23 protein-coding genes are annotated in these 26887 nt (G+C 40.7%); 2 read left to right on the top strand and 21 right to left on the bottom strand.

Annotation, left to right across the window (positions count from 1 at the left end; all coding sequences use genetic code 11):
- Position 1 precedes the first annotated feature (1 nt).
- From MMO38_RS06780 to MMO38_RS06770, 3 genes are all read right to left on the bottom strand, one after another.
- A complete protein-coding gene (locus tag MMO38_RS06780; protein ID WP_241323032.1) occupies positions 2-2428 on the bottom strand; it encodes a DNA internalization-related competence protein ComEC/Rec2 in 2427 nt (808 codons plus the stop codon).
- 85 nt (positions 2429-2513) lie between these two features.
- Complete coding sequence (gene lolD, locus MMO38_RS06775) at positions 2514-3200, bottom strand: lipoprotein-releasing ABC transporter ATP-binding protein LolD (RefSeq protein ID WP_241323031.1); 687 nt, start codon at positions 3198-3200, stop codon at positions 2514-2516.
- Positions 3193-4428, bottom strand: coding sequence for a lipoprotein-releasing ABC transporter permease subunit (locus MMO38_RS06770; RefSeq protein ID WP_241323030.1), 1236 nt, complete (start codon positions 4426-4428; stop codon positions 3193-3195). The genes lolD and MMO38_RS06770 overlap by 8 nt, the downstream gene beginning before the upstream one ends.
- A gap of 25 nt (positions 4429-4453) precedes the next feature.
- On the opposite strand from MMO38_RS06770, the gene MMO38_RS06765 reads away from it, so the two are divergent.
- On the top strand, positions 4454-5041 hold the full coding sequence (locus tag MMO38_RS06765; RefSeq protein ID WP_241323029.1) for a PilZ domain-containing protein: 588 nt from the start codon (positions 4454-4456) through the stop codon (positions 5039-5041).
- A gap of 19 nt (positions 5042-5060) precedes the next feature.
- Here MMO38_RS06765 and MMO38_RS06760 read toward each other — a convergent pair whose 3' ends face one another.
- Both MMO38_RS06760 and MMO38_RS06755 read right to left on the bottom strand, forming a co-directional pair.
- Positions 5061-5954, bottom strand: coding sequence for an EamA family transporter (locus MMO38_RS06760; protein WP_241323028.1), 894 nt, complete (start codon positions 5952-5954; stop codon positions 5061-5063).
- Positions 5955-5961: 7 nt separating this feature from the next.
- On the bottom strand, positions 5962-6432 hold the full coding sequence (locus tag MMO38_RS06755; RefSeq protein ID WP_004668948.1) for a YaiI/YqxD family protein: 471 nt from the start codon (positions 6430-6432) through the stop codon (positions 5962-5964).
- Positions 6433-6672: 240 nt separating this feature from the next.
- Between MMO38_RS06755 and MMO38_RS06750 the strand changes: the two genes are divergently transcribed.
- Positions 6673-7614, top strand: a complete 942-nt coding sequence (locus MMO38_RS06750; protein ID WP_241323027.1) for a hypothetical protein — start codon at positions 6673-6675, stop codon at positions 7612-7614.
- 549 nt (positions 7615-8163) lie between these two features.
- Here MMO38_RS06750 and MMO38_RS06740 read toward each other — a convergent pair.
- From MMO38_RS06740 to MMO38_RS06665, 16 genes are all read right to left on the bottom strand, one after another.
- Positions 8164-8754 (bottom strand): N-acetylmuramidase family protein, encoded by a 591-nt coding sequence (locus MMO38_RS06740; protein WP_241323025.1) that lies wholly within the window; start codon positions 8752-8754, stop codon positions 8164-8166.
- Positions 8751-9032 carry a phage holin family protein gene (locus MMO38_RS06735; RefSeq protein ID WP_160132106.1) on the bottom strand — a complete coding sequence of 94 codons (282 nt, stop codon included), beginning with the start codon at positions 9030-9032 and terminating at the stop codon, positions 8751-8753. Before MMO38_RS06735 ends, MMO38_RS06740 begins: the two co-directional genes overlap by 4 nt.
- 76 nt (positions 9033-9108) lie before the next feature.
- The gene (locus MMO38_RS06730) at positions 9109-9591 is read right to left on the bottom strand and encodes a hypothetical protein (protein ID WP_241323024.1); all 483 of its coding nucleotides are present in this window, start codon (positions 9589-9591) and stop codon (positions 9109-9111) included.
- 131 nt (positions 9592-9722) lie between these two features.
- Positions 9723-12233 (bottom strand): SGNH/GDSL hydrolase family protein, encoded by a 2511-nt coding sequence (locus MMO38_RS06725; protein WP_241323023.1) that lies wholly within the window; start codon positions 12231-12233, stop codon positions 9723-9725.
- Positions 12234-12242: 9 nt separating this feature from the next.
- Positions 12243-13931 carry a phage terminase large subunit gene (gene terL / locus MMO38_RS06720; protein ID WP_241323022.1) on the bottom strand — a complete coding sequence of 563 codons (1689 nt, stop codon included), beginning with the start codon at positions 13929-13931 and terminating at the stop codon, positions 12243-12245.
- Positions 13931-14239 (bottom strand): hypothetical protein, encoded by a 309-nt coding sequence (locus MMO38_RS06715; RefSeq protein WP_241323021.1) that lies wholly within the window; start codon positions 14237-14239, stop codon positions 13931-13933. The genes terL and MMO38_RS06715 overlap by 1 nt, the downstream gene beginning before the upstream one ends.
- A 69-nt stretch (positions 14240-14308) precedes the next feature.
- Positions 14309-14575 carry a hypothetical protein gene (locus MMO38_RS06710; protein ID WP_241323020.1) on the bottom strand — a complete coding sequence of 89 codons (267 nt, stop codon included), beginning with the start codon at positions 14573-14575 and terminating at the stop codon, positions 14309-14311.
- Positions 14575-17100, bottom strand: a complete 2526-nt coding sequence (locus tag MMO38_RS06705; RefSeq protein WP_241323019.1) for a hypothetical protein — start codon at positions 17098-17100, stop codon at positions 14575-14577. The genes MMO38_RS06710 and MMO38_RS06705 overlap by 1 nt, the downstream gene beginning before the upstream one ends.
- Positions 17101-17103: 3 nt before the next feature.
- A complete protein-coding gene (locus MMO38_RS06700) occupies positions 17104-19962 on the bottom strand; it encodes a lytic transglycosylase domain-containing protein (protein WP_241323018.1) in 2859 nt (952 codons plus the stop codon).
- Positions 19959-22001, bottom strand: a complete 2043-nt coding sequence (locus MMO38_RS06695; RefSeq protein ID WP_241323017.1) for a methyl-coenzyme M reductase — start codon at positions 21999-22001, stop codon at positions 19959-19961. Before MMO38_RS06695 ends, MMO38_RS06700 begins: the two co-directional genes overlap by 4 nt.
- A complete protein-coding gene (locus MMO38_RS06690) occupies positions 22001-22399 on the bottom strand; it encodes a hypothetical protein (protein WP_241323016.1) in 399 nt (132 codons plus the stop codon). Before MMO38_RS06690 ends, MMO38_RS06695 begins: the two co-directional genes overlap by 1 nt.
- A 2-nt stretch (positions 22400-22401) precedes the next feature.
- Positions 22402-22854: a GNAT family N-acetyltransferase gene (locus MMO38_RS06685; protein ID WP_241323015.1), complete on the bottom strand. Its 453-nt coding sequence runs from the start codon at positions 22852-22854 to the stop codon at positions 22402-22404.
- 1 nt (position 22855) lies between these two features.
- Positions 22856-24934 carry a carbohydrate-binding protein gene (locus MMO38_RS06680; RefSeq protein ID WP_241323014.1) on the bottom strand — a complete coding sequence of 693 codons (2079 nt, stop codon included), beginning with the start codon at positions 24932-24934 and terminating at the stop codon, positions 22856-22858.
- Positions 24934-25494 carry a hypothetical protein gene (locus tag MMO38_RS06675; RefSeq protein ID WP_241323013.1) on the bottom strand — a complete coding sequence of 187 codons (561 nt, stop codon included), beginning with the start codon at positions 25492-25494 and terminating at the stop codon, positions 24934-24936. Before MMO38_RS06675 ends, MMO38_RS06680 begins: the two co-directional genes overlap by 1 nt.
- A 61-nt stretch (positions 25495-25555) precedes the next feature.
- Complete coding sequence (locus MMO38_RS06670) at positions 25556-25921, bottom strand: Gp49 family protein (protein WP_241323012.1); 366 nt, start codon at positions 25919-25921, stop codon at positions 25556-25558.
- Positions 25922-25987: 66 nt separating this feature from the next.
- Positions 25988-26887: a phage capsid protein gene (locus MMO38_RS06665; protein ID WP_241323011.1), complete on the bottom strand. Its 900-nt coding sequence runs from the start codon at positions 26885-26887 to the stop codon at positions 25988-25990.

Below are 26887 nucleotides of genomic sequence, written 5' to 3'. Positions count from 1 at the left end.
GCTATTCTCGCTCTAACCATTTTACTTGCTGGCGCTGTTGTTTCAGTTGCACCATTCCATTGTCAAAAACAAAGCTGAGCGTTCCTGCTTGCGCAGTATTAAGCAATGGAATATTTAAGGCATGTAAACGCTTTAATACTTCTTGACTCGGATGACCATAGCGATTGTTTAACCCTGCTGAAGCAATCGCCAATTTTGGTTGAATGTGCGCTAAAAAATCATAAGCTGAACTATGCTTACTGCCATGATGACCTAGGACTAAAACATCCACCTTTAAATCGGGATATTGTTGTAAGAGCTTATATTCGGTTTCCCAGCCTGCATCCCCCATAAACAGAAAATTTTGATACGGCTGCGCATGGAGAAACTGCAGGTAGATCACACAGGAATATTCATTTTTTTGATGCTTGGCATAAACCAATTCCTCAGCATGAGGAAATAAAACCTCGATATTCAGATTTGGATATGTCCATTTTTGACCTTGATGGCATAAAGAAAAATTGTCATTAAAAGGGAGTTTATCCCCACGTTCATTTGACTGAACCTGCCCGATGGGAAATGCTTTTTGAATCGAGCCAAATGCACCACTATGATCCTGATCGAGATGCGACAAAATCACTTGATCAAGGTGACGTATGCCCTGCTGACGTAAAAATGGAATCACAACCCGCTCGCCTAAGCTGAATTTAGTTTCATCAAACGAACCACCCGTATCAATCATTAAAGTGTGTTGCGGATGCTGTAATAAAACCGCTTGTCCCTGTCCGACATCCAATATATTCAACACAATCGGTTGAGCCTTTACGCCAAGTAATATCGGTAAGAAACATAACAATGCCCAAACTTTTGGAATCGTGCCTCTTGGTAAAAACAAAATGAAAATACCGAAGATCAGACTTACGATGGCCCAAGGGGTATAACTGACGCCATATAAATCTGGGGAAATATGCTGTAAAGTATTCAATATCGACATCAAAAGTGACAAAAATAGATCATTGAGCTGAAATAATAATCCCCCCAATATTGGGATCAGCAACCAAAGACAAGCGGCGATAATATCTAAGGGCACAATGATGCCACTCAATAATGGAATGGCGATCAAATTGGTTAGTGGTGCAAGCCATGACACTTGCTGAAAGAAAATTAACACCAAAGGCAGTAAAGCGACAAAGATTTTCCATTGTGATTCGATTAGGACCTTGCCTGCCATACGCATTTTCTGCGTGGGAGTCGCTACTTGGTCTTTGGGTAATTGCACGATGCTTTGATAAATCCTCAGCAGGATAAAGCAAGCGCCATAAGACAGCCAAAATGCAGCAGAAAGAATACTAAATGGATCATAAATCAATAATAAACTGGCGCTATAAACCAATATCGCAAAGGGTTGAATCGATTGCCTGAATATAAGAAAAATACTGGCAATCGTCACCGTTAATAGTGTTCTCATGGCTGGTATTTCAAAACCAACAAAAGCCACATACAACAGAACACTCGACACAAAGGGCAACAGCAACAACAATTGCCGAGGCTGTTTGAGATATAAGTGTGGATAATAACGTTGCACTATTTTCCGTAACAACCAAGTCAACATCAGAGCAAAAATCAAAACATGCGGCCCTGAAATCGCCAATAAATGGGAAATTCCCAGTTGTTGAAACTGTTGTTTTAATGCATTTGATAAAAGACTTTCATCGCCAGTAAGTAAAGCCAAGAGCAAACCTTTGTGCTGTAAGTTCGAAGCTTGTAACATCTGCCGAAATGCTAGACGTTTCATTTCCACACGGAGTAAAAAGCGAGCTTGAATACCTTGTTGTTGCTTCAAATGTTGTGGGTAGCCTAAACGATAAACTTCATCCGTTGTAATCGGCTGAATCTGCTTGACTGAAAATGCAGACATCACATTTTGTTGTAAGAACCATTTTTCTTGATCAAATGCCCCTGCAACGGCATAACTATGGGCAGGTCGAATTTCGCCATATACGCGATAATAGTGTCCAAGTCTCAGCTCAGACTCAGCGTTGGGTGAGTCTTTATATTTCTTTAAGTAAAAGAACCAATCAACAGGCTGAGGATGCCGATTGAGCACTTCAGCAATTTGTTTCTGCCCATCATCACTCAGTTCATCAATCTTTTTAATATAAACAATCGCCTCAAATGACTGTTTTTCAAGTTCTCGAAACTTAAGTCGCTGCTCCAAAGCGGAATCAGCAAAATAGCCACCTGTACAAAATAATGCCCATGTCGCACTGATTAAAACCAAAGTCTTGTACAGTGGACGATGAAAATAGAGGTGTTTTTTATAAAAAACTAAGCTCAAAAAACTGAACGCAACGAGACACCAAATCCACCATATCGCAGTAATAAAAGGGAATGTTTTCCCCATGAATGCAATACCAGCAATCCACCCCAATAAAATAATTTTTAACATCAGTTTTTAATTAAGTTTTTGATTTTTCTAGAGGCAAAATTAAAGCCCTTTTTCAGGGCTTTAACAAGAGATTTAATAAAATAATTTACTGTTGCTCGATCCACAACCCATCTTGCATATGCAAAATACAATCCGCAGATTGTGCCAATTGCTCATCATGGGTCACGATCAGCATCGCCATATTCAGTTCTTTTTTCAAGTCAGTCAGCAACTCAAAAACACTCAGAGCAGTTTTACGGTCTAAGTTACCCGTAGGCTCATCTGCCAGCACCACAGCAGGTTTAGTGACGAGTGAGCGTGCCAATGCCACGCGTTGGCGTTCACCACCCGATAACTCACCTGGTTGATGGTCCATACGATGAGATAAACCCACTCGATCAAGTAAATATTCGGCCTGAGCTTTTGCTGATTTATATTGAACGTCTGAACGCAACATTAACGGCATTGCCACATTCTCTAAAGCAGAGAACTCAGGTAACAAATGATGGAACTGATAAACAAAACCCAAATACTGATTTCGTTTAAAACCACGCTCTGCTTCGCCCAAGTTATCAAAACGCTGTCCTTGTAAAAAAACTTGGCCTTGTGTCGGTTGTTCCAAACCACCTAACACATGCAACAGCGTACTTTTACCGGAACCACTCGAACCAACAATAGAGACGAACTCACCCGCCTTCACTTGTAACGACAAGCCCTTAATCACTTCGACTTTGCTTTTTCCATCATCAAAATGCTTATAAATATCGTTGGCTTCTAAGACAATCTTACTCATAACGTAACGCCTCAGCAGGTTGAACTTTAGCTGCACGTAATGCAGGGTAAATCGTTGCTAAGAAACTCAAGACCAATGACACAGTAACAATCACAGCCACATCTTGCCATCTGAGATAAGAAGGAAGGTAATGTACAAAATAGGCATCAAATAAGTTCAGACCGAGAACTATATTCAACCAAGAAATGATGTCACTAATGGTCAATGCTAAAGTCACACCTAAAATCGTACCTGCAATCGTTCCAATCACACCAATCACCGTCCCTTGCACCATAAAAATTTTGGTGATCATGGAAGGTGAAGCACCTAATGTTCGCAAAATCGCAATATCTGATTTCTTATCGGTAACCACCATGACTAACGATGACACAATGTTAAATGCAGCCACCACAATAATCAGAAATAGTAATAAGCCAACCAGCGTTTTTTCCATTTGAATGGCATTAAATAAATTGCCATGGGTATAGGTCCAGTTTGATGCATAAAAATTGCTTGGTAATTCACTCACAATTTCATCGGCCACTTTTGGTGCTGCAAAAATATTATCTAACTTTAAGCGAACACCCTGTGCCCCATCTGGCAAACGCAATAAAGTTGAAGCATCATTCAATGCGATATAACCGACCATTGAATCAACTTCTGCCCCAATACTAAAAATACCCACAATCTTAAATCGTTTAAAACGAGGTACAACCCCCGCAGGTGATGGCGTTGCTTCAGGTAAAACCAAGGTTACACTGTCATTTAAGCCTAGACCAAGCGCATCAGTCATGTCCTTACCTAGAACGATACCGAACTCACCCTTTTGTAAAGCGTTTAAATCCCCAGTGACCATATGATCTTGGATGATTGAAACCTTTTTCTCATATTCAGGTTCAATCCCCGTGACCATGATGCCTGCGACCTGCCCATGAGCAGTCAACATTCCCTGTAATTGGGTAAATGGTGCGACGCCTGTAACCTGTGGATGAGTCTCAACTTTTTTTACAAGCTCAGGCCAATCTGTTAAAATTTGAGTAGAAGAAACAGTGGCTTGTGGTACCATTCCAAGAACACGCGTTTTTAATTCGCGATCAAAACCATTCATCACAGACAACACTGTAATGAGGACAGCCACGCCTAGGGTTAAACCAATCATGGAAACCAAGGCAATAAAAGAAATAAAATGATTACTTCGCCGAGCGCGAGTGTATCTCAACCCTATATACAGCGAAATTGGCTTAAACATACCATTTAGTCCGAGGTGATTTATTATGGAAAATTCACAACATCATCTTATTGACGACAACGCAGAACGCCGCGTGATGTCTCGTATTGATGCCGTGTTGAGAATCAACTATCAAATCATTCCAGATGATGTCGCCCTGAATGACCCTTATGATTCTCATTTTGTACTGCCACGCTATTTTCTACTACTTGCTGAATTAGATCAATTTGATCATGCACTTCGCTACGAATTAGAACAATTAAATGAAAAAGATCAACAAATTGCTCGCATCTTATCCCTTTTTAATCAGAAATTAAATCTGATTACGGGATCTTTCTACGACAATATCGTGCAATCTCAGCTCCCTGTACCAGAACAAGTGAACTTTTCAGAGAATGGCTTGAGCTTCTTTAGCACCCAAGATATCAACGAAGGGACGTATATTCATATCACCTTAAGCCACCCTGAAAACTTCTTCCATATCGCTGCAACGGCTCAGGTTGCCTACAGTACAGCAGAAGAACAAGGTAAATTTCGTATCGGCGCTTACTTTATTACGCTGAACCCACAAGATCGAGCCAAACTCACAGCCAGTGTAAAACAAGCACAAAAACTGGAAGTCAATGAACGCTAAAACGAAGCAAAGATAAAATTTATATTTTTAAACGGCGATAGGCTTGTAGATCTTTAAAGAAATAAAGGAATAATCCAAATAAAATAATCGTTGCACCGGCAAATACCTGTACCGACAATTGTTCATTATTAAAATATGCACCGATCAAGATTGCTAACATCGGTGTCATCACCGTGGTCAATGACAATGTTGTCGCCTTTAAGTTTTGAACCAATTTAAAATAACAAAACATCGCAATTAACGATGCCACAACTACAGTGTAAGCCAGTGCCAATAATGATTTTGCCGAAGGAATTTGTGTCGGTGCGTACTGCCAAATCCAAGGTAACAGCAACAATGCACATAAAGTCGAAATGAGAATCGAACCAGTGGCTTGCGCCATCGGTTGTAGATCTGCATTGATCTTCTTTACCCAGAAAATTGACAATGAATAAGAAAACACGCTCAATAACATCAAGACAATACCGATCGGCTGCACATGTTTTTGATTGCCACTGAGACAAATCATGGCCAGTCCAACAATTGAGATTGCCATTCCCAACCATTGCCATGCAGCAAGTTTCTGTTGAAAAGCAAATCGTCCAATTAAACCCGCCATAATCGGGGCTAAACCAAACATCAATGCAATCAAACCAGAGCTTAAATAAGCTGTTGAAGCATAAGTAAAAATTTGTGAGCCAATCAGACTCAAAGCACCAGCGATATAACTCAATAGCGCAATTTTATCGGTTGGAAATTTAACTTTTAAAAATACTAAAACCGATATTGCTAACGGTAACGCGATTAAAAAACGTAATAGTAATGCCCACATTGGGTGTAAATCAGAAACACTCCAAACAATTGCTAAAGGCGTTGATGCCCAAATAAAGATCAGCAAACCGTAAGTAAGCATTAAATTAATACGTGAGGGCATATTCTGCTCAAGAAGTTGTTTTACGTTTTTGCTTGAAAATCGTTTGGTCTAATGCGCTAGAAAATTCTCGCTTATCTCTTTCCGAAATAGGTGGTGGTCCGCCCGTCTGAACTCCAGCACCACGTAAAGTGTCCATGAAATCACGTAAATGTAGCCGCGCTTTGACGTTGGCCGTGGTATAAACTTCGCCACGAGGATGGATTGCAATCCCTCCTTTTTCAATGACTTGTGCTGCAAGCGGAATGTCTTGTGTAATGACAATGTCATTTTCCCGCATTCGATCTACAATTTCTTGATCAGCTTGATCCGCCCCACTCATCACTTGAATCGAATTAATACGCATGGAGGGCGTAATTCCTACATTTTGGTTCGCAACAAAGGTCACCTCTAATTGATAGCGGTCCGATGCACGCAAAATAACTTCACGTAAAATTTTAGGTAAAGCATCTGCATCTACCCATAATTTAAATGGCAGCACGTTAGCGAAAGCTCATATAAATAAAAATATAGTGTAGCAGATTGGCTTAACGATAGAGTTAGCGGAAATAAACTTAAACCAGATCAATAGCCCCTAATTGATATTTAAAAATCGAGCCTATCATTTGCGCTTTACATCAAGAAAGTAAATTAAATTTATAGAATTACATATCCAGACTTGAAATATGACAGTTACCCTCGATTTAATAGAATAAGTTCAATCTTTTTGCATCGCGCTTTTATGAAAAATCAAAACAGTCCAGAAACGATTACAATTCAAGATCAAAATTTCGGCAACCATGTTGAACACTGGAACTTGTTGACCGACACACCTGAAACCGATGTTCCCAAGTGGTTAGGGCTGGCACTGGATGCACCTGTGATGCCAATGGGTCTCTGTGAAGATGAACAGGAGATGGATCAATCATTTTGGCTCATTCAAGGACCAAGTGGTGAAGCCGTTTCAATAAATCAAATTATTGCAGTTGAAGATCAAAAACCACGTGCTTTAAAAACGGCTTTTCCAAGTTTTGAAAGTCCATATAAATATGATGCAAAAATCGAGCGAATTACTCGTTGTGATTCTGCAACTCAAGCAGTATTACGTTTAAGTTTAAATACAAATACCGTTATTTATGCCTTTGATAATTTATTCAGTGTAAATCACTGCAAATATGATAAGAACCAAACTTATCAAGTCCAATTTAATGCTTGGGCTTATGAATTAGAAATCGTTGCTGATGGTGAGAAAATCATTGTTGATGACCCTGCTTCAATTAAACATCATCGTGCATTAAATGCGATTTTGACCGAACATAATGGAATTGCACCAGAAAACTTACAAGAACTTATTAATGACTGGCAACCAAAAACCCCTGAAGATCAAGAACCTGTAACTGTCGACTTTTCTAAAATGGTGGCCTATTTATTCGGGGAAACATTAGGCCAAGAAGATGAAGCTTGGTTCCAAGGAAATATCGTGGGTAAAACCACAATGCAGTTTATGCAAGATGAATATACGCTGTATGACGTGACTTTAGTTTTAGAAGATGATCTCCCTGCAATCGTCATTCGTATTGCAACTAAAAATGTTTTGTATAAAAACTTTAACATTGGCCAATATATTCGTGGCAATCTATGGATTCAGGCCAATATTTATGCTAAAAACACAAGTGTTAAGTAGTTTTATTATTTAATATCAGTAATTTAAACATATTAAATATGCATACAAATCCGAATATGTACACACTTATGTACACAGTAGATTAAAGCCCTGTCGGGCTTCTACTTTTTTGGAGTATATGAAATGCACCCATACTACATAAAGAAGAACGGACTTTACTTACACGTACAAACGACTGAGCATGAAGATTATCAAGACTCGTCAGATATTAATGCTATGTACACAATGCAGTATGTTTTTAAGAAAGAAAAAGACGGTGCAAAGACTTTCTATGATTCCACTGAAGCGAATGCTTATATAACTAAGCGAAGAATAAAAGGCGTGGAAGTTGTGAGGGATTGAGGTTTAGTTGACAAAACTCAATTTTAGCCATAAATCTTGGTTGACAAATCTTAGTTTTAGCCATAACTCCAATAATTCACCCCTGCACACACTGCAAGCAAACACTGATATTGACGTTTGTTTTAATTGAGTGAGCTGTGCAGCTTGATAGAAGCAAGCACAGCACTGTTATTAATGTTGCTAGTTTAGAGTGTTTGCAATGATAAATTACTTTTTTGATAAAATTTCCTTGTATGCATTACCAAGCTTTATGTCATAACTATTTTTTGCATACGCTGGACCGTTATACCGCAATGCAAAGTTCTTCCAGTCTTGGTTTCGTAAATGTTTATCATGACCATTTACTTTGATGAATCGGCACATTGCATCAAGCTGTGAAGCTTCATCCCGATACATTGCATTGATAAAAGCCTGTAATGTTACATAACCTAAGCTTTTCCAATGATAACCCATGACTTGCCCAATGCCCCACGATGCTGATTCTAATGCGGATGTGCGGTCATATTGTGCGGCTACTGTTAAACGCCCATGCTGTGCAGAATAAAGCCCATAACCTCCACTAGTACTATTGCAAATATCTGGGCGTTCACGCATGGCTTTATGTGCAATATCTAATTTTCCATTAGCAATCAAACGCTGGCGAAAAACATGACGCTCAAACAAGATTACAGGTGTATTATCTGTATTAAATCCATTGCCTTTACATTCAACTTGGATGACTGCACGTAAAGCTGCAACAGGTACATTGATTGATTTTGCTGCGTTTGTGATTTGTTCTAATGTTAGTTTTTTATTCACATCCCACCCCACTTATTCACGTTTTTCTTTAAATATTCTTCAATGAACGTACTACCCAAAATGCCCAGTGCACATGCGATTGCTACAAGTGCAACAGGGCTTAAATCAGGAAATTGAATTAATACGATGCCTGCGATTGTTGATGTTGCTGAACCAAGAATTGTGCGACCGATGATTAATCGAGCTGACAAGGGTTCGCTTGAAACTAGTAGCCTACTCATACCGATTAGCGCTCCTATAACAACTAAAGTGAAAAGTGTTTTTTCATGCTCTTGCATGATGCTCCCCTTAATTTTTGATAATAAAAAAGCCCTAGCTCATTTAATGCTAAGGCTTATGTGTTTTGGTTGGGTGTTAAATAGAAATATTCTTGAACTGCATGCGAATTTGAGACCGCTTATAAATATCTTCAAGTTCTGAAAGTGTTTTAGTACCAGTGAAAATCATGAACTCTGCACAATCAAACTGCATTTTTACTGTTGTGCCATTCGCTTGATTAAAGTAACCATTGCCCAGCCCAATTAAGCGATTAGAACCCAAGGCATTAGTACTAGTTTTTTGAACAGTTTGAATTCCGTTTTTAGCATCTGCAACCAAAGTATTTACTACAGACAGAGCATCAGCGGAGAATGAACACGCAATAAACTGCCAATCATCTAAATTGTTTAGTAATCTTGGTGCGGTACCAAATCCACCACCAGTCACATAAGGACCAACGCCTTTTGCATTTGTATGATCAAAGCCAACCATAGACGCACCTCTTGCTGACCCATCAACTGCACCCGCTAATTGAGTAATTGATGTTCCTGTGTACCCGTTTTTAAGCTTCGCAACCATACACATTGTATATGCTGCACCATGACATTACTGCTGCTTTCTGATCGGACATGCCGCCACCATTATTTTTGACATTAAAAAACCCTGATCTAATTAAAGATCAGGGTTAAAAAAGGTTTGCTGGGTGTTATTTATGAGTTAAGGATTCTACGACCAATAAAGTTGCCCAAAACCTTATTGCCGGTAGCGTTCATATGCGTTAAATCATATGAATAATTCGACCAGAATTTATGCGTAATCCCACTTTCATGAGTTGCATTAATAAACGGCAAAGAATAGTGCTTCGCAATTTCTTTAACAGCATTCACTACAGAATCCATTTCAGCAAAGTTACTGCCTTTCCGTGGACCTGAGATTAGGTAAATCTCGCATAACGGATTCTTCCAGCGAATCCATTCAATTACTAAAGCTAGATTTCCATAATATGTATTCGGGAATAAATCAAAATAGCCTGTAACCTCAGACCCAACATGATCAAAAACCGAATCAGTAGGAATGTCAGCAAGTGATCCTGTGATTCCTGATGTGCTGTCATTGGTTCCAATCATGATTGAAACACCAGCAAATTGCATGTAATCAATCTCTGGATAAGCAACTTTCGTGTTTGGATCACGAAATGCCGAGAGTCTGGTTGCAATATCTACCACCCGATAAACCCTTGCACCACTTGAGCCTTTGTTGGTGATTTCACAGCGCAGCACACCTTCTACATATTTGACGTAACCACCTTCCGTACCTTGGGTAATCGAATCCCCAAAGCAAAGAAATTTTTTGTTTGCAAAGCGTGATGTGACCGCAGACTGATCAATTGCATCAATGACTGTTCTGGCTGTTTCATCAATTAATGTTTTACCTTTAATTTTTGAAATACTTTCTTTCGCAACAAAATCTGTATTTCTCCAGCGGTGAATAACAAGTGAATTCTCAACATCAAATGCACCGGTTTTCAGCGTCAGGAATACAAATTTAATTCCAAGCCCCTTAGGAACTGTGAATTTTTTGATTGTATCTACAGAGGTTTGTTTGTATTCAATGATTGGTGGTAAGGCGCTTGAAAATAGCTCACTTGTTGCAAATACCGAACGCATTGATCCATTGAAAGAGCCTACCGTGTCAGTGATGTAGTAAGTTGCACCCTCAACAACTGGAAATAAAAGTGTCTTGAATCCAGCACCTGATATAACTGCGCCCCGGGAATTCACATAAGTATTTTGCAGGACGGATTTCGGCTGATTAAGGTTGCCTTCATTTTTAATAGTGGTATCCACATCAAGATCAAATACAATTTTATCATTTAAAGAAATTAGTGATTTTTTCCCTGCTTTATTTAAATCTAGGTAAGCACCTTTTTGAATGTTCCAGATAATATCCGTTGTAGACTTACTGTTTACAATTAAATATTTTGCACCAACGGGGACAGCACTGACCACATAAGTGGATTGATCATTAGTGCGGTTGATCACAGTAAAGTTTGCAATCTTATTCTCGGCCGTGGGTGGTAATGCACTGTGATATACGCCAATAGCCCCACCGGTATATGCCCCGCGGTCATTCAATAAACTGATAATAGAATTTTCAGTCACAGCAATAGCGATGGAGTTGAGGTTACTAGATGTTTGAAAAACACCTGTACTACCAAGGCCTTGGCCCGTGTAAGTGGCGACAGGATTAAGAGCTAAGTTTCCGGAAGAAACATCAGTTGTTCTCACTTGAGAATCAGTATAACTTTTTGCGGCATTTAAAGGATCGTAAGGTGATTTGGTTAAAGAGGTTGCATCTGCACTAGCCTTGTAATAACTTCCGCCATCTGTAGTGCTCAGCACGTCGACTTTCGTATTTAAAGCAATATTTGCAATGTCAGCATTTGCCAAGGCTAATGTTGGATATGCTTTAAAAGCACCACCTTGAAAACTAGCAAGAGCACTATCCACATAGCTTAAATTGGCTTTTTCTTGCTGCAGTAATGTGGTTGTTGTCTTGTCTGCCTTTGTATCTATTTGCTGTTGTTTCAATTGCAACTGTTCATTAACGTAGATTTGATCAGCTTTTAAATCAATATTTTCGCTATTACTCCCTAAGCTCAAAAGAATATCTTCAATATGTGTCTGAATGCTTTTGCCATCACTCGCAAAAACCACGCCAGCCACTACACCCTGAAATACACCTGGATTGGTTGATGCTAGCAATGTGTCTGTATAGCCTTTTAAAGCATCAAATAACTGCTTCTCACGGACTTGTGCCAGTTCGTCATAATTAAAATCATGAGTGCGTCGCCATTCGATTTCTTCTTTAAGTCGAGCAAGCAGTTTAGCATCTATCAAGTTTTGTTCTTGTAGAACATGCCAAATCTTATCAAAGTCATAATTTACGGCTTCTGGACGAAACGAATTATCATAACTTTGATAATTAGTGTCACGATCAAGAACCGTATCTCTTGCTAAAGTTACCTCATCCCCTTGGTTTGGCGGAGTTGAGAAAACAACCTCACCATTGGCAACTGTATAGCTACCAAAAGGCGGAACTTCCTTATTGACCGTAACAATCAAATAACGATCATCGTGAAGATCAAAAGTTATTGTAAAGTTTGTTGTTGTGCCGTTCGCAATATATGACACAATCGGCATCTGCTCTGGTACTGCCATTTCATCACCCTAATATTCAAAATCCAAAGCAGCATCAGTAACGCCGCCATCCGTCCTCCAATTAGGGCTTTCATTCGGCTCGTTTTGGTTGTGTATTTTTCCTACTCGTTCAGGCTGGTCTACTATTGCACCTGCTGCCGAGTCAAGATAATCATCGGGCTGATTACTAATGGCTGGGTTCCACTCCCTCATTTGTTTTGCGGCTGGCGCATCTTCTTCTGCTCCACTTTGATTGGTTTTCACAAGCACGGAAATATGCGCCCACAACAGCCCAGACATTAATGGTCCTTCTAAGCTCTCTAAAATACGTTTATTCTTGTTTTGAATGGAATGGCGCTCCTCTACACCACATCTTATTTTACGTTTCTTCAGTGCAGCTTTTAAGGACGATCCAGCAAACCCACCGATACCGTTAGTCTCAATAACCATTTTTGGGATGTGGAACTTTTCAATCAGGTCGCAGAGCTGCCAAACTTGCCCGCCTATTATCGCTCCACTATCATCAGTCACAATATCAGGACCAGTAAGAGCAATCGATCTATGCCAATATTTATTGCCTAGATCGTCATGAAAAATCAAGGCTACGGATGAAATATCAGATTTAAGTTTTCCTGAGGATGGATCCCATTTTGCTGACATACCCACAATACGGCGCTCACCGAGCAACAAGATATGTTGCCCATTGGCACGTTTAAGCACTGGTTCACAGTCATAGGCAAGAATTTTGTCAGGATCAAGGCGCACATCACCAATAGGTTTAGCGTGCATCTGATATTGAGAGTCCCACTCGTTGAGTGTTTTACATTCTTCTCGGCGGAACTCCATTTCTTCAGGTGTGAATCGTTCTTCCCATATCCCTTTAGAATAAAAATCTACGATATAGTTAGATTCCAAAAATGTAATTTGCCATACATTTTTTAGCCTTTCACATTTGTAATGCTCGCCTTTTCTTAAATATTTTGCACCTACTCCGATGCCTGAAAATGCATGTATTGGTTCAAAGTCCAGTAAAACTTTCTGACCTTCTTTCGTGTCTTCAAAACGCTTTTCATGCTCAAACATTTTGAGAATTAATTTATCTACTTTTCTTTGTTTCTTAATTTTTTCATATAAAGAATCATGGGTGTGAGGCGTACCAATCCATAATTTTTTAGAACCCGGTATAGCGATATGTGTTTGTTCAGATAGCTTTTTAGGTAGCTTCTCTCGCTGCTCAGGATTAGCAGTTGTTTGTGGTGTTTCTACGTCATCATTTTGAATAAAGTGAGCACGATGACCAGTAACACCAGACAAGATACCTTTTGCAAGCATAGTGCCGTAACGAACATCGGGCGTACCATTTACGAACCACCGCTCAACCTCGCCTTGTCTAATTTTTACAGAGACATTGCCAACACATAGAGGATGTCTCTCTAATACATCCCTTGTCCCTTTTGAACACTTGTACGCATCCGCGTCTGTTGTACCTTGATGTAATATCTGAGTGCTGGGCCAGCAGTAAATTACCCATGCATTAAACACGTCTAAAATGCTGGATTTCGAGTGCCCACGCGGAAGCATGAGCAAGCCTGTGCGCCCAGTAAGATAAAATTTCTCAAGGAATAAGCACACCGCTACATGGAATAGCGGTACTTTCCAGCCTTGAAGCTCAGCCCAAAGCAGAAAGAAAGCTAAAAATGATATTTTTGGCTTGGTCATCAGCTTAGGCGTTGTTTAAGTTTTTCGGCTTCTTTCTCTGCTTTCTCTATTAATTGCTGCTCATATTTTTCCTGTGTTGCAGCAGTAGCACTTATGGGCGGTATCTTTCCATTTTTAAAAGCTAAAACACGTTCAATTGTTGCCAAGACCCCTGCGGAATCTTTGGCTATTTTATAAAGAAAACCTTTGTCACCCCTCCCTTGTTTATCTGCAATAGAGGTATTTATGGCTGCGCAAGTTGTAATGATAAAATCATCGGCAACCTCTTCAGCCAGTTTTTCCATTTTTTCAACTTGTTCATCACGCATAAAAAATCCCTCGTATTTATGTTGTTATACGAGGGATTGACGTTGTTTCTGTTGGGTGAGTTATTGAATCTATTTTTTTGAAAATAAATAAACTATTCCGAAGATTATGAAAGGCCATAGATACAAGCACAGAGCTGGAATAAGCCCCCATCCCCAACCTTGTGTAGCGCCTAAAACTCCAAAAATTGTACCCAAGATTGGTATGCCGCCTAAAATTAAAGCAATGATTACTGAAACAAATCCGTTCCAGTCCTGAACATTGCTAAAATATGTATATATCCCAAGAAACTGGGTTATAGCTAAAACCCAGTAGGCTATAAATCCTAATGCTTTCATTATTGAACTACCTTATCAAAATTAGGCGTTTGCACATCACCAAGATCATCGCCCCACCAGCGTGTGCGGTCATGCTGACGCTCTGCTTTACGTAAAAGTTTTTCTCGATATCCTGGTGCAACAATATCTTGTATTTCGTCAAATACTAAGCGATTTGTTGCAGCTTTGGTATACCACAGGTTTTGCGCAGGCAATTTATTTTTAACCAAACGAAATGCTTCATTCCCAGCATTGGTATCGCGCCCTTCGTTAAACTGAGTGATATTACCGATAGTGACACCTAGAACATTTTTTACATCACTACCAAATGGCCCAACCATAAAATCAGAGGTACTTCTTCCACTTGTGTCAGTACCAGCAACCAATATATCTCCAAGAATTGACAATCCACCACCCTGAACGGCTGATCTAGTCCAGAAATCTTTTGTTTTTTGTGGATCTTCACTATCCCACATGGTCGAAGGATCATTACCGTTTGCAAGCTCTTTAAGCTGAACGACCAACGCCCCTAATATTGTAGTCATCGCAAATAATGAAGCACCGTATGCAGCTTTAGACGTTCCTTTTTCCATGCTCATCGCACGTGAACCATGACGCATCAGGAATGCAGCAGGGAATGACTTAAACTGAAGCATAGATTTAAATATTTCGCCTGTAGCTGTTCCTTTCTTCTGCCCTGCACTCATCCATGTTCGCTCACGCAAACCTGCCTCAACCACTGCCATGCCTTGCTCATCAAGCAAATGCGCTTGAAATTGAGTTGCTATTTCATCACGTACTTTTTGTGGACTTCCAAACTGTTTTAATTTCTCATCAGGAATTTCATAGATTGATCGCGCAGACATAAGTTGATTGCCTTTACGGTCCACAACTGGATCGGCTAAACGCATCACTTCCCATGCGCGTTCGCTCAATCCTGTTTTCTGCATAAGCTCACGATCCATTTCGCCTAAATCTTGCCAAGACTTTGACCGACTTAAACGCCCATATTTTTCCATTAGCATTTTAGAGAAACCAACTTTAGAAGCTGCGGTAAGTGCATTTAGCCCAGAGATACGCATCACTTGAGTGGCTAGTCCACTTGATACCTTGGCTAGTTTTTCAGATTTACCTTGCACGGAGGTTAAACCATCATCAGCCCAACGGTTGATAGAGCCTAGCATTTCTTCAGTTGCTAAACCCAAGCTATGTGCAAGCTCTCGATCTTCTTTATTTTTTGGATTTAACTGTGTCAGTAATTCGCCAAAGGTATTACGGAAAGCGATATTGTGAATAGATGCGGTCTTGGCAATCATGGCTTGATCGGTGATAGATGATAGCGTGGTACCGCCAAGCATTGAAGCAACGTTCATAGATCGATATGCTAAGCCTAAATTCGCCAATACTTCTGATTGTGGGGTGTTTTGCCCTGTGAACTCATCAAACATCGTCTGAGCACGTTTACGCGAACTGTTAGTCTTCTTTGCTTCAACCCCTTTCAACCAATCCTTTTGCTCTGCTGCATCCATTAAAATACGCATAGCGTTTTTGGGATTGCTTCCAAGGCTTTCTACAAGTGCAATATCTTTGGATAAGCCATTAATATGAGCCTCTACAAGGTCAACAAAAGGCATACCACCAAAATCAGCTTGATAATCCATCCATGCATCCGCATCTTTAAAATGCAGCACACGGCTTTCAGAATGACGGCTAGTTACTTTTGAATTGCCACCAAAGCTTTGACGGCCTATTTCAGTTTTATTCGCGCCGTTACTGGCGAGCGTATCAAACGAGTATTCGAGCAATTCACGTATTTCTTGCTGTGAATAAAATGTACCATCTTCATGCACATATTTTGATGTATCGATAAGCTGTTCTGACTTATCAACCCATGCTTGTTTTCCAGCTATAGCGATTTTTTCAAGACTATGTGTTTGTGGTAATCCCCAATCATCAAGCTTTCCAATATCACCGCCTGATCGATTGAAGCGTTCACGCATGGTTTCAAATGTCTCACCCATTTTATCGCTGATTTTCTTGGCTAGTGGATCTCCTGTGCTGTCTCCAAAACGTTCACGTACAATTTTCTGAACTAATTCAGCATCAGTGAATACGCCCAAGCCGCCCTTAATGTTGGTGTAGAAGTCAACCAAGTCGCCACGATACAACCCTGCTATCGCACGTGCTTTGGAATCCAGTGATTGAACCCCCGACATATCACCATGCGGCGCAACCATACGATCGACAACTTCACTGGCGGTTAATGTTGGATGATCAAGCTGGGTAAGGTTTTTTGATTGAGTCAGAATGTCTTGAGCAGCTATTTTATGCTTCCGTTTAAGCTGTTCTTGGATGTCCTGAGCGACAAACTTACCAGCCTCAGTAAGCTTGTCTGAATCAGATAAATTGCGCCAATTCTGTAAATCTTTTTTAGCTAAAGATTTCATCGCATCTTTGATTCGATTTTCAATATCTGTTGCTTCTTGTTGATTTAGAGATTGCTTGCCTAGTGCTTTTGCTACGGCTTGTTTGCATTGTTCTTTCACTGGTTATACTCCAAATTGCAAAGCGCAACTAATTGCTGTTTGTGCTGCTAAAGTATCTTCTTGCGCCTGTCGTGCTTCCGCTTCTAGTTCATTCAATCGTTCACGCAAAGTCATCGTAATTTCTTCCATCTCACCATCAGGACGCATACGACTAACCGAAATCTGTTGATCAGGGTTTTGCATGATGATGTCTAATGCTGCTGATTCTTCTGGACCATCACCAAACAAGTTACCTTGTCTCGGATCGCCCATGGCTTCAACTTCATCAATTTTGGATTGAATATTTTCACTTATCGCTTTTGCACTTCGCTTATTGCTATCAAAGACATTCAAAAAATCACGTGCACCCGAAGATAATCCGTCATCGATCAATTGACCTTGATTTAGATAATCATCTACACGTAGTCCACTCGCTTTTAAATCACTGAGCTTTTGTGCTGCCTGTGCTAAGTCTTGTGCAAGTGTATTGTCATAACGTCCGCCCTGTTTGACCAGATCAGCTAATTGCGCTAACTGAGGTGCAGAACGTAACATCGAGTTTAAAACGGTTTTACTGTCATCATCCAAGTTTTCAGATAGTCTCGCTACAAGACTAGAATCACCATAAGCGCGTTGTACTAAAGCTGTTTCCATACGGCGCTTACCATCTTGGGTTAAACGACCATCCGCCGTGATCATGGTTGCACGTTCTGATTGCGGCAATTGATTCACAAAGCCACGAACAAAATCCATGCTTTGCTCGAGGTTGATATTTCCATCAGAATTGATCTTGATAAGTGATGCATCGGGCAATCGATCCACATCACTTAATGCCCTCTCAGATGCGCTGAATTGCGCTACATCGCTTTCATTTGCAAGCCTTGCAAACTGCACACGATCTGTATCTGTTAAGCGTGTACGCACTAAAACAGGGTTGTTAATACCTGAAATATCAAAACCTCGAGTATTTGCAAAATCATTTACAAACTGCTGATACGCATCGGCTTTGCCTTCTGAGTAGGCTTTTCCTATCGCTAAGGTACGACCATTGCCCGATTCCACTACATTATCCATGCCGATAATCGGTGCGCCGTTCGACAACATATTTGACTCGCCCAAGAGTTCAGGACGTAAATCATTTGCCATGTTCTCGATCTGCTGACGTGATGCTTCACGTGTACGGTCACGTGGTTGTAGTTCTGCTGGATATAACGGATTGACACCATAAGCAGCATCATTTGATGCAATCAACTCATCAAGTGATTTAACCTCATAAGCGACATCATAGCTTGTACCGTCCATCCCAATCGCCGTGCTGGTACCATTGCCGCCGTATCTCGCGCTCAATTTATTCCACTTGTTTCGCCACTTCCCAATTGCTTGCTCTACGGTCATTCCTGTCATGCCGTTGTTTTTCACAATGTCATCGGCATTTTTCTTATCGTATGTTTTTACAATATCAATAAGCTTGGCGTTAGGATCAGCTTTGAGGATTCGACTTGCACCTGCTGGGCCCAAAAGATGCCCTAGATAATGTTCATGCGGTTGTAGTTCACGCCCCAAACTTTTACGCATTGCTGCATTGGCTTGCTTGATGTGCTTAAAACCCATGCGGATTTGTTCATCAATGTTATTCCTATCTTTTCCGCCTTGATTCTTCCATGTCTTATCGATGACTTGATATAAGCCATGTGCGCTAGACGTTGGATTCTTTGCCGTATGGCTAAACGTTCCACCTGTTTCAATATGTGAGATGGTCAGCGCCACACTTGGGTCTATTCCTTCCTGTGTTGCTCTACGTGCGATTGTTTTAGCGTTGTTGGGTAATGACATTGATTCATAGTCAATTGAACGCTGTTTCTCCTCTCCTTGCACGGCGTGAGTCACATTGACTGGGCGACCTGTTTTAATTTGCTCTGTCGCATCACTTAAATTCATTAAGTGATTATTTTGCTGTATTGGGTTATTAGGTCTGACTGGTGCAGTTGCATCATCAAACTGCATTTTATTTACTTCTAAAACACTTTCAACTTGAGTTGCTTTTGCATCGACATCGTTATTTAAAGCGTCTAACTCTGCTTTGACTTGTTTCTCTACATGATGAGAATATCCACGCGCCGCACCGAACAATAAAGCATTCAGCGCTAAGTCTGTTGCAACGCTCTGATAAGTAACTTCGTATTCTTTGGCTTGCTTCTCATAGCCTGCTGAATCAAGTACCTCACCACTCAAAGCCTGTCCGCCAGTCGATAGAAGTGTTGCACCACCCACGGATAACGCAGCATCTTTAATCACACCACCAGTGCCCTTAAAACCATACGACAAAGGCAAAGCTGTAGATGCAGCCGCCACAGCACCATCTATTACCGCAACTTTTAAGGCTGTATCACTCTCAACGCCTTTATCAGTAAGGTCTTTATATTTGTAATTGGTTTCTGATGTGCCTGTTACTGTGACCGCACCAGTTACTCCGCCGATCAAGCTACCAGTAATCGCACGTGTTGCATAATCACCTAGCGCAAAACCAATATTACCAACTACGCCTGTATTTTGTTTATCTTCTAATGCGCCAATCCCTTCCAGCACAAGGCTATCACGTGCCTTTTCTTTATTCGACTTATACTCTGAATATGGCTCGATAAATTCATTGGTTGAAACGTCTTTAAAGCTATACCCAACGCGATCAACTACTGCATCAATCGGTGCTGTAACAGTATCAGCAACCTTTGCAAAGCCTGCTGCCGCACCTCGAAATGGTGCAGAAGCCGCACCATCAAATAATCCAACTTCTTTAGTTGTCGTTGGCTTTCCTGTTATGCCTTGTTGCTGTAATTTTTCTACAGATTGTTGATCATCATCTGCAAATGTATTGAACCAAGTCATTTGACAACTCCATTCATTTTAATGCGCCAAATAGCCCCATCAACAACTAATGGCTGACCACGCTCATTGATTAGGTCGTACTGGATATCACCCGATTGTGCTGGCTTTCCTTGACGTAAGCGCAATTGTTTAAGGTCTGAAGAATTTATACCTGTTTGCTTTGAAATGGTTGAATAACCCTTATCTAAACGGTTTTCAAATTCATCATCTTTCATTGCATAAGGCTTGGTTACTTTCCAATCTTTGCCCTTTTCGCCCATGTAATTTCTATATGAGCTAGGCTGCGTGTATACGCCACCTGTCGACATGCTTAGAGCGGTGTGTAATACGCCTTTGTTTGGTGAATCATCTTTTGCTGAATGACTAAAACCTCGTGCATTCATCGTGTCCGCATAAACGGCTTTAAATACCTCATAAGCGTTGTTTGCAGATGTGCCAGTGAGTGTTTGACCAACATAATCGTTAAACGCCAAGCGCAAATCATCCTCTTTCGGCATGATCATTTGCTTGTTTTTGAGTAGTTGAGTGCCTGAAATAATTGATGTTGCTAAGTCTCTGCCCTCTGTAGAACTAAACTTGTTTGCTTTGGCAACGCCTGCCATCACATAATTCATGTCTCCGCCGCCCAATTGCCCTAGTGTTGCGCCCCAAATCTTGTTTCCGTCTGGAATGCCTTTAGACTGGTCAATCATATTGCCAATGAAAGTAAGTTTTTCGTTTACCCCCATGTCATCAAATGCCTTTTTAGCCTCAGGTAAATCTTCTGCTGAAATTGGTTTGACAGTGATATTCGGGTCTTTAAGTGCGATTTGATTAACGCCGTTTTCAATTGCTTTTGCTGCAAATGATTTAGGGTTCGCACTTAGTTCTAGTGCGCTCAACGTCTGAGTTTCTATGCCTGCTTCACGTACAGCTTGGTTTGGATTGTTTTTTAGAGTGTCTACTTTTTCTTTATAGATTGACTCATATACGTTTAAGATTTTGTCTTCGTTTACTGCATCTGTAGTGCTGCTATTTTTCATCTTTGCTTTTTGAGCATTGATTAAAGCAAGCTGTTCACTTGTAGTTTTGCGCCCAAAATTTTGAAAGTTGCTTGATTGCTGGCTATAAAAATTATATTCAGCCTCATATTCCGTACCTTTTACAGCCTCGCCAACATTGGACAAATAGCTTTCATCTAAAGCACGACCTGTCAAAACCTGTGACTTAAAATCATTTAAAACCTTGCCTGCGGATGTCACGCGCTTATTTTCTTCGACTTCAATTTGCTTATTGATAGCATCGATTCGACTTAATGCTTGGGCTTTCTTCTGCTGTGCTGCCTTTCCGTCTGTATAGCCGTATTTACCTGAATCTAAGTCAGATACTAGGGCTTTCAGGTCGGCTGTATCTTTGTTTGAAACAGCATTGGTGATACGACCATCTATATCCATCGAATCACGCATCGACTCATAGCTATAGATTCGAGCTTGCTTATCTGCTTCTGGTAGGTTTAATTCTTGTAAGTTGGAATTTAAATATTCACGACCTTGAGCACGATCATAGCGTGTAGCTATTTCTGTCATTCGATCAGCCAATACAGCGCCTTTTTGCACGTCCGCACGGAGTTGAAGTGGCAAAAATCCTGTTGTCTGACGGCTAATATTTGAATCCCAGTATTGTTTAAGGTCCTGTTTAGCATGATCAGGTAATTCAGTTTCAAGCTGTTCATATCGAGTCTTTGACCACTCTTGAAGATTTGCATTTGCATCTTGGGCTTTCATCGCACCATTTGACACATCGTTTTTAAGCAAAGTTACTCGTTCGCTCATTTCTGTTGTAAGCGTATCGTCAAGCTTAACTTTTGCCTCTTTCTCAGCCATTTGATTATTAAATAGCTCTAATCGCTTGGCTGTTACTTCTGCTTCTCTTTGCTGATTGTCTCTTTCTTGAACCGCCCCACCAATTGAACGACCAATGTCACTAAGCCCTGTATTCGGCGTAAATGACTGCATTTGTGCTTGAGGTTCTACACGTCCACGTGAAACTGGAATTTTCATTATTTCCACCCACCATACGCTTGAGTTGCTGTGTTGATAACGTCACTTGCAGCCTTATAGCCATAGTTATTACGCTGCATTTTTCCTTGACGGCGCACATCATCCGCTTGAAAGTTTGCTTGTAATTGGTTCATCAGCGCGTTATATGAAGCATCCGAAATAATTTCATCTTCTATAACTGTTGGCGCACCAACATTCACGTCTAAGCCATTCTCTGCCGCTGCTGCACGTGCGCTTGATGCATCACGCTTGCCTTGATCTTTGATTTTCTGACTTTGTAGTTTTGCAGCAGAACGAATAGATTTTGCATTGCCCTTTGACGTTGCATCCGCCATCACAGCATTAGACATATTGCCAATCGCATCTAGTCCTGAAGAAATAGCACCACCTTTACACATGATTACGCCTCCATCTCTAAAACATAGCCGACCAATGAGAAGCCTAGACCTTCATATAGACTGACAACTTTATCCGCATGAATTCCTGTCATCGTACCAAGTTGAATACGATCCGCATTTTTCAGCTTAGCCCACTCGACAAAGGTATTAATTAAGGCTTTAGCAGTATCTGAACGGCGATATTCAGGTAGAACATAGACACCTTGCTCAAAAGCCAATTTGTGACCAGTGCGCCAGTCTTTGTCAATCACACCTATGATTGTTCCTATAGAATTGTCATATTGATCCAACGCGATAAAAATAGACTCATGCTTGTTAATCAAATACGCGAATAAATCAGCCGCGCTTTTTTCATCAAATCCTTGTTTTGAAAATACTGGAGATTCTTGAGTAAGACGCTTGCCGAAATCAACAAGCGTGTCCACGTCATCAAGTGTTGCTTTTCGTACTTGCATATCATTTCTCATTAATAGACACCAACATAGAAATAGATTGCATGTGAAAAGGCAGGGGTTTGTTGTGTGTTATCTTGACCTCTAATTCATGCAAGGTTTGCCAACCCACAAAAGAATCAAGAACATAACCAGTGTACGGAAGGTTTAAGAAGGCTGATTGGTCGTAATACTTGGTTGATAACTCTTGACCATTGATAAATCCACCCACTGAACCATTAAGAAATATAGCCATCTCATGCACCTGAATTTTATGGAACATGGCTGATGTAGGTGCTTGGCTAAAATCAGGCGGCAATAAGTCAATTTCTGTTAGATATGGTTGCCCTAAATAGACTGTTTGACTTAAATCAGATACAGGTAAATTTATGTCAGTACCAGCAGTCGTATAGCTAGAATAAAAATAACCATCTTGGTTGTTGTAGCTCACCATTGGAGAATTGAGAACCTGAATATCTAAGTTAAGAATCGATCCAGTACCATTAGCCACCTGAATATCAAACTCACAGTCACTCAATGCTGTTTCGCTAAATTCTTCCAGTACCGTATATCCATTGCGCTGTGTCAGCATGAAGCACTGATCTTCACCTAATCCCGTTGGCAATGCACATATCGACAACACTGAACATCCAAAGTCATGCTGCGCCCATGCATTCATCTCTTGATCACGATTCAGCGTGATACTTGCCACGCTACCATCACTCATCACGATCCAAACAATAGAGCTAGGCGTTTGCTGATATGTAATTTCCTTTACACCGCCGTGGCTTTCAGTAATATGGGGCGCTATTGCAGATAATTCAGGGGATACCAGCCCATCGACTTCATATCGGTACGACATAGCACGTAAACGCTCACCACCACGTTGTACAAACAACAGTTCATTACCCACACGGCAAGGCTTTACGTTTGCCTGTACGCCGTAAGATGTATGCTCATCAATCTGTGCCGTACTTGGTGTTAATGGTCCTTGTGAGTTGATTAGAAACTCTGCCCCACCTGTAAGCGAAACAACGCCACCACGCTGTGCAAGGTGTAAAATATTGTCAGACTGTGCTGAACTAGAGGCTATGCTAAAAGCATCTGCATCCTCAGTGGTTTCCAAAAAGTTGCCATCATCATTGATTCGACTAAACCACATTTGATTCGGACTTGTTTTGGTGTTGGCAAACACTAAGCGCTGTTTAAAGAAACAAACTGCTTTTGGATAGCCAGCCGCAACACTAAATGCAATGCTTTTCAAAACCCAAGACTTAGCGATAGCCTGAACAGTTGAGGTTAATTTAACCAAAACTTCACCATTCACCTTTGATGAATTAATGTATTGAGTGATTTTGACTTGACCGCCGTTGATCTCGACAATTGAACCAACGCTAGAAGCTGTAAAAACGTTTGCTGCCTCATTGGTGACTTCTTCCCATTCTGTATTTATGCCGTCAGGTTCTTTGTCTTTATTATCGATTGTGGCTAACCAAGTTTTACTTGCATAAATGACTCGATCACCTGCTAGATAGGTTTCTGTATTTACCCAGTTTGGGAAAGATGCAGCCGTTAAAGAAATAATCTTCCCAACGTCTGTGCCTGAAGGTGTAAGCGCAACGTTCGGCGTAGTTCCTAATTCATCGTTTGGATTCACACCAAAGGTAAACGGCGACAATTGCCAATTTGTGAAGTCAGCAGAACATAGCAGCCGATGTACAGGTGTATCACCCTGAACCAAATACATACGATACTTGGTGTGCGCATACTGTAACTCACGTACTTTCTTTTCAGTGTTATACGGCGTTGCAATGTCATAAACAACTTCATACGTTCGTGGGTTATAAACTTTCAGAAATGACGCGCCTAGAATCAGCAAATAGGTGTTTTCAGAATTGGCAATGAATGGAATTAAGCGCAATGCACCAGCAAAAATAGATTTAAATTTTGTGCCCGGTCTTTTCTTTGCCCCACCCTCAACCAAAGGCAAAGCGTTGAATAGTTTTTTAGAACCATTTGCATACTGTTGAATATCCGTGCGTGTCCAAAGTAACGGACTTAGTTCACCTGAGCTGAGATTGTTTTTTAATATCCACTGCTTCATTAGAAACGCCCCGAATAATAGCTAGATTCAGCGAATTGCACATCTTGGCTTGGTCGCTCTTGTCCATTGATTGTTCTTGCTTGACGTATCAATAATTGAAATTGTGCATCTGCCGACTGACCAGCCGCATCACTGCCAGTAACAGGTTTACAAAGCTTTGCTGCCATTTTTAGCGTCATGGCTTCGACAAGCATGGCATCCCAAGTCTGCTCGTTATCATTGTTAAAAACATATTCAAGATTGATGCGCTCTTGATTTGCCAAGATATAGCGATTCTCTACTTCGTATTGCTCTGTGTTGGCTGAAATGATCAGCACATAGTCCGCAGGCAATGGGAACGCATGGCTATAACCAAAGCTTGGATATGTTGAGACAGGTGATAAGATTTGTCGTTTCTTAGCACATGACCACGGATGAGAACGCAATATTGCAAGGCGTGTTGTGTCATAGATATTTCGACATAACTGAGCAAGTTTCGATTCTTCTTCAAAGCTTGCAATTTGTTGCCCACCGATCATGCTAAGTGCGTTATTGCAGATAGTTACTTTAGATACAGACATAATAAAAACCCCGATAACTTTTACTCAGTGTTATCGGGGTTTAGGTTGATTTTGTTGGGTGTTAAAACTGTTTATCTAACTCGGCTTGATAAAGCTTTTCTTTTAAGAGATATCCTTCCATCTGCCAAATTTTTTCTCGTGCATTTTGATAGGCAATTTTCTGCCCAATAATGCGATCGAAGTTTTCAGGGCTGGCACATGCAGACTCACCCGTAACTGTGAATCCATTTTCGAGTGATAAAATGCAGATTGTTAATTGTGGTGATCCACATGTTTTATAATCATCTGCGCAGTAAGCTAGGTCAAACTTATCGCCCGTAATATAGCGAATAGCTTTAATTTTAGAATCAACATAATCAGGAGTTAATCGTGGAGCATCTAAACCTTTGTCTTGGATTTCTTGCTCTATCTCTTTTTCGTTTGTCATGATTTTTACCTTAATAAGAATTAAAAAAGCACCTTACCGCTTGCCCAAACGGTAAGGTGAACGAGGTTAAACTACGTAGTCGATAGCAACCACTTTGACTTCATTTGCACGACCAGCAGCCATAGAATGCACACCACCAACTTGGCTGATGTTCTTCTTATCTGGACGTTTTGAGATGTCAAAGCCTGTGATATTTGCATCACCAAAGTGAGCCGCTGTACCTGCATACATAACAGTACGGCGTTCTGTTGCACCACCAGCACCATTATTCAATTTTTCGTATGGAATCCATTCAACCCCAAGCCAGTTTGTTGTGACTTGACCCTCTTGAAGCATTTGAATTTTTAAATGATCAGCGCTAGTAAGCTCTGAATCATTTAAGAATTCTTCCATCATGTCTGAGGTATAAATAATGTATAACTTCTCATCATTTTTCTCATCACATTCATTCTTACGAAACAGAGATTTCGCTCTGATGATTTTCTCTTTCAACGTGCCATATGAAGACAAGACGATCTGACCTGCTGGCAGGTTTACTGTGGCTGTGGTTTTATCACCTGCATCATCTACAGTAGTGCGTGTAATACCACCTACCAACGCTTGATAAATAATGTCGTCAATCTTACGATTACGTGCATTTACAAGGTTTTTCATGTACTTGTCATTAGGAATTGCCTTTAATTTTGGCAAGTCACGTGAATCAATTGGAATAAACAAATCAAAGTCAGCCATTAATGCGGTACGTACACCAGCATCAGGAATGGTCCAAGTAGTATCCCCGAAGCGGTTGCCCGAAGGTGACATTTCCACTTGGCCCATATCATTGATTGTGAATGACTCACCTGTGATTTTTCCACGATTCACAACTGTTTTAAGCAGTCGTGACTCGTTTTGCATTGCTGCGACTTCGTATGTATCGTGATATTGCTGTACAAACGCCGCCGTAATTTTATTTTCATTCGCCAT

The sequence above is a fragment of the Acinetobacter sp. NIPH 1852 genome (genome assembly GCF_022549455.1).
Classification (GTDB): domain Bacteria; phylum Pseudomonadota; class Gammaproteobacteria; order Pseudomonadales; family Moraxellaceae; genus Acinetobacter.
Note: the sequence above shows the minus strand (reverse complement) of the source record. Positions and strands in the feature narration are given on the sequence as shown.